Origin of the sequence: Stomatohabitans albus, assembly GCF_036336025.1 — a bacterium.
GTDB lineage: Bacteria > Actinomycetota > Nitriliruptoria > Euzebyales > Euzebyaceae > Stomatohabitans > Stomatohabitans albus.
In genome coordinates this window covers 1-5,053 of record NZ_JAYKKE010000006.1, presented here as the reverse complement: position 1 = coordinate 5,053, position 5,053 = coordinate 1, and the positions used below count along the sequence as shown (strand labels likewise).

3 rRNA genes are annotated in these 5,053 nt (G+C 54.8%); all 3 read left to right on the top strand.

Going from position 1 to position 5,053, the window contains the following annotated elements:
• Window positions 1–194 precede the first annotated feature (194 nt).
• The 3 genes from VCU37_RS09285 (at window position 195) to rrf (ending at window position 5,010) form a co-directional block, all read left to right on the top strand.
• A 16S ribosomal RNA gene (locus VCU37_RS09285) occupies window positions 195–1,711 on the top strand.
• A gap of 145 nt (window positions 1,712–1,856) precedes the next feature.
• A 23S ribosomal RNA gene (locus VCU37_RS09280) occupies window positions 1,857–4,833 on the top strand.
• A 60-nt stretch (window positions 4,834–4,893) separates the two neighbouring features.
• A 5S ribosomal RNA gene (gene rrf / locus VCU37_RS09275) occupies window positions 4,894–5,010 on the top strand.
• The 16S, 23S and 5S rRNA genes sit together here, the layout of an rRNA operon.
• Window positions 5,011–5,053 lie beyond the last annotated feature (43 nt).

Sequence of the window (5,053 nt, the reverse complement as noted above, 5' to 3'; positions counted from 1 at the left end):
ACTTCCGGTGTTTCTTAACTGTACAGTGTGTTTGTTTTGCACTTTTTGTTGTGAGCATGTTTGTACTTGGATACCGCATTTTGTTTGTGGTGTTTGGTTTTTGTCATGTTTTTTGAGTGTTTGAAACGATCTAATGATTTTTTGTTAGTGTTGTTTTGTTTGCTTGGATGGCTTTTTGTTGGCGTTTTGTTTTGCTAATGGAGAGTTTGATCCTGGCTCAGGACGAACGCTGGCGGCGCGCCTAACACATGCAAGTCGAGGGAGAAGCACGCTTTCGGGTGTGTGGAGACCGGCGAACGGGTGAGTAGCACGTGAGGAACCTGCCCTGAAGTTTGGAATAACCGTTGGAAACGGCGGCTAATGCCGGATATGACCTGCTCCTGCATGGGGGTGGGTGGAAAGCTTTGGTGCTTTGGGATGGTCTCGCGGCCTATCAGATGGTTGGTGGGGTAATGGCCTACCAAGTCGACGACGGGTAGCTGGAGTGAGAGCTTGTACAGCCACATTGGGACTGAGACACGGCCCAGACTCCTACGGGAGGCAGCAGTGGGGAATCTTGCGCAATGGACGGAAGTCTGACGCAGCGACGCCGCGTGTGGGAGGAAGGCCTTCGGGTTGTAAACCACTTTCGGGAGGGAAGAAGCGTTTTGTGACGGTACCTTCAGAAGAAGCCCCGGCCAACTACGTGCCAGCAGCCGCGGTAATACGTAGGGGGCGAGCGTTGTCCGGAATTATTGGGCGTAAAGGGCTCGTAGGTGGTTCGTTAAGTTAGATGTGAAATTGTACGGCTTAACCGTGCACTGGCATCTGATACTGGCGGGCTTGAGGCAGGTAGAGGAGAATGGAATTCCTGGTGTAGCGGTGGAATGCGCAGATATCAGGAGGAACACCGATTGCGAAGGCAGTTCTCTGGGCCTGTTCTGACGCTGAGGAGCGAAAGCGTGGGGAGCGAACAGGATTAGATACCCTGGTAGTCCACGCTGTAAACGATGGATGCTAGGTGTGGGGCTTTATTGTGGGTTCCGTGCCGTAGCTAACGCATTAAGCATCCCGCCTGGGGACTACGGCCGCAAGGCTAAAACTCAAAGGAATTGACGGGGGCCCGCACAAGCGGCGGAGCATGTGGCTTAATTCGAAGCAACGCGAAGAACCTTACCAAGGCTTGACATGGTGGATTATCGGCAGAGATGTTGTGTCCTTTTTGGTTTCATCACAGGTGGTGCATGGTTGTCGTCAGCTCGTGCCGTGAGGTGTTGGGTTAAGTCCCGCAACGAGCGCAACCCTTGTTCTATGTTGCCAGCATTTGGTTGGGGACTCATGGGAGACTGCCGGGGTCAACTCGGAGGAAGGTGGGGACGACGTCAAATCATCATGCCCCTTATGTCTTGGGCTGCACACATGCTACAATGGCCGGTACAGCGGGTTGCGATCTCGTGAGGGTGAGCGAATCTCGTAAAGCCGGTCTCAGTTCGGATTGGAGTCTGCAACTCGACTCCATGAAGGCGGAGTCGCTAGTAATCGCGAATCAGCAATGTCGCGGTGAATACGTTCCCGGGCCTTGTACACACCGCCCGTCACGTCATGAAAGTCGGTAACACCCGAAGTCAGTGGCCTATCCGTTTGGGGGGAGCTGCCGAAGGTGGGATCGGTGATTGGGACGAAGTCGTAACAAGGTAGCCGTACCGGAAGGTGCGGCTGGATCACCTCCTTTCTGGAGCAATTATTTGTTTGATTGCGTTTTGTCAGGGAGAAGTCAACAGCAAGAGGGTTTTGTGAAGCAGGCACGCTGTGCGGTTATGGGGCACTGGGAGGGGTGTTTGGGAAGTGTAGAGTGAGCGCGAGCATCGTCTCGGCAAGTGTGTATTTTTTTGAAGGGCACAAGGTGGATGCCTTGGCGTCAGTGACCGATGAAGGCCGTTGTAGTCTGCGATATGCCGCGGGGAGTTGACACGCAAATGTTGATCCGTGGATTGCCGAATGGGAGAACCTGGCCATCTGTTAATGGGTGGTCGGCCCACGTGTGTGGGTTGGGAACCCGGTGAAGTGAAACATCTCAGTAGCCGGTGGAAGAGAAAACAATTGTGATACCCGGAGTAGTGGCGAGCGAAACGGGTGGAGCCTAAACCGACATGGTGTCAAGCCGGCAGGTGTTGCTGTGTTGGGGTTATAAGACGAATCGTCAGGTGCTGCCGTGCCTGGACATTGCTAATGGTGTGCTGATTGAACCAGTTGGGAAGCTGGACCGGAGTGGGTGAGAGTCCTGTAGGTTGGTGTGTTGTTAGGGTGTGGGTTTGTTCTTGAGTAGCGCGGGTTTCGTGAAGGCCTGTGTGAATTTGGGAGGACCACCTTCTAAGGCTAAATATTTCTGGCGACCGATAGTGTACGAGTACCGTGAGGGAAAGGTGAAAAGTACCCCGGGAGGGGAGTGAAAGAGTTCCTGAAACCGTGTGCCTACAAGCAGTCGGAGCATCCGTTTGGGTGTGACGGCGTGCCTTTTGAAGAATGAGCCGGCGAGTTAGTGATCAGTAGCGAGGTTAACCCGTGTGGGGGAGCCGGAGCGAAAGCGAGTCTGAAGTGGGCGTTGAGTTACTGGTTCTAGACCCGAAGCGGGGTGATCTATCCATGGCCAGGTTGAAGCGCGGGTAAGACCGTGTGGAGGACCGAACCCACCTAGGTTGAAAACTGGGGGGATGAGTTGTGGATAGGGGTGAAAGGCCAATCAAACTCCGTGATAGCTGGTTCTCCCCGAAATGCATTTAGGTGCAGCGTTGTGTGGTGCATGCTGGAGGTAGAGCACTGATTGGTCGCGGGGGCCTACAAGCTTACCAACATCAGTCAAACTCCGAATGCCAGTATGTGGAGCACAGCAGTGAGTCTGCGGGCGATAAGGTTCGTAGTCGAGAGGGAAACAACCCGGACCGCCAGCTAAGGTCCCTAAATGATGGCTAAGTGGCAAAGGATGTGGGACGTCATAGACAACCAGGAGGTTGGCTTAGAAGCAGCCATCCTTGAAAGAGTGCGTAATAGCTCACTGGTCAAGAAGTCCTGCGCCGATAATGTAACGGGGCTAAGTCATCTACCGAAGCTGCGGATTCCTATTGGGAATGGTAGGGGAGCGTCGGGCATGCGGTGAAGCTGAACTGTGAGGTTTGGTGGAGTGTGTTCGAGTGAGAATGCCGGCATGAGTAACGAAAGAGGAGGGAGGAACTCCTCCGCCGATTGTCCAAGGGTTCCTGGGGAAGGTTCATCCGCCCAGGGTAAGTCGGGACCTAAGGCGAGGCCGAGAGGCGTAGTCGATGGAGAACAGGTTGATATTCCTGTACTCGCGCTAAGCCGCCAATGGCTGATAGCACTGTGCTAACAGGTGTCTTCGGACAGCTGGACCCTGGTGTGTGTAGGTGAGTGATGGTGTGACGCAGAAGGATAGCCCATCCCCGTTATTGGATTCGGGGGTAAATCATGAGGCTGGCATCTTGGTAAATCCGGGTGTCGTAAGGCTGGGTGATGATACGGACACGATTGTGGAAGTGGGTGTGTTCATGCTGCCAAGAAAAGCATCTAGCGAGGCTTAGAGCGACCCGTACCCGAAACCGACACAGGTGGACAGGTAGAGTATACCGAGGCGATAGAGCGAACTGTGGTGAAGGAACTCGGCAAAATAGCCCCGTACCTTCGGAATAAGGGGTGCCCACTTCTGGTGGGCCGCAGTGACCAGACGCAACCGACTGTTTACTAAAAACACAGGTGCATGCTAAGCCGTGAGGCGATGTATATGTACTGACGCCTGCCCGGTGCTGGAACGTTACGAGGAGAGGTCAACTTCGGTGAAGCCTTGAATCTAAGCGCCAGTAAACGGCGGCCGTAACTATAACGGTCCTAAGGTAGCGAAATTCCTTGTCGGGTAAGTTCCGACCTGCACGAATGGCGTAACGAGTTGCGTACTGTCTCCACCACAGGCTCTGTGAAATTGCAATACGAGTAAAGATGCTCGTTACGCGCAGCAGGACGAAAAGACCCCGGGACCTTTACTGCAACTTGATGTTGGAGTCTGGTGCGATTTGTGCAGGATAGGTGGGAGGCTTAGAAGCGGGCACGCTAGTGTTCGTGGAGCCATCCTTGGAATACCACCCTGATCGTACCGGGCTTCTAACCTCCCATCCGGAACGGGTGGAGGGACAGCGGCAGGCGGGCAGTTTAACTGGGGCGGTTGCCTCCCAAACAGTAACGGAGGCGCTCAATGGTTCCCTCAGGCCGGTCGGCAATCGGCCTTCGAGTGTAAGGGTATAAGGGAGCTTTACTGCGAGACTGACAGGTCAAGCAGTTACGAAAGTAGGACCTAGTGATCCGCCAACCTCATGTGGGAGAGTTGGCGCTCAACGGCTAAAAGGTACCCCGGGGATAACAGGCTTATCTTTCCCAAGAGTCCATATCGACGGAAAGGTTTGGCACCTCGATGTCGGCTCGTCGCATCCTGGGGCTGGAGCAGGTCCCAAGGGTTGGGCTGTTCGCCCATTAAAGCGGCACGCGAGCTGGGTTTAGAACGTCGTGAGACAGTTCGGTCTCTATCCGCTGCGCGCGTTTGGAAGGTTGCGAAGAGCTGCCCCTAGTACGAGAGGACCGGGGTGGACGAACCTCTCGTGTGCCAGTTGTCCCGCCAGGGGCATGGCTGGTTAGCGACGTTCGGAACGGATAAGCGCTGAAAGCATCTAAGCGCGAAGCCGGCTTCAAGATAAACCTTCTCAGGTCCCCAGCAGACCACTGGGTAGATAGACCAGACGTGTACGCGTAGTAATACGCTCAGCTGACTGGCACTAATGACCACACCACACACCACCCAACACGATCGTTCGCGCTCACCCAACACCCCCCAAACCCCCACCACCCCCACCATTTTTCCGTGGCCATAGCGGGAGAGGTACACCCGGACCCATTCCGAACCCGGCAGTTAAGCCTCCCAGCGCCGATAATACTGCACCCGCAAGGGCGTGGGAACGTAGGACACCGCGGACACCACAAAACCCCCTCACCACACGGTCAGGGGGTTTTCCAATGT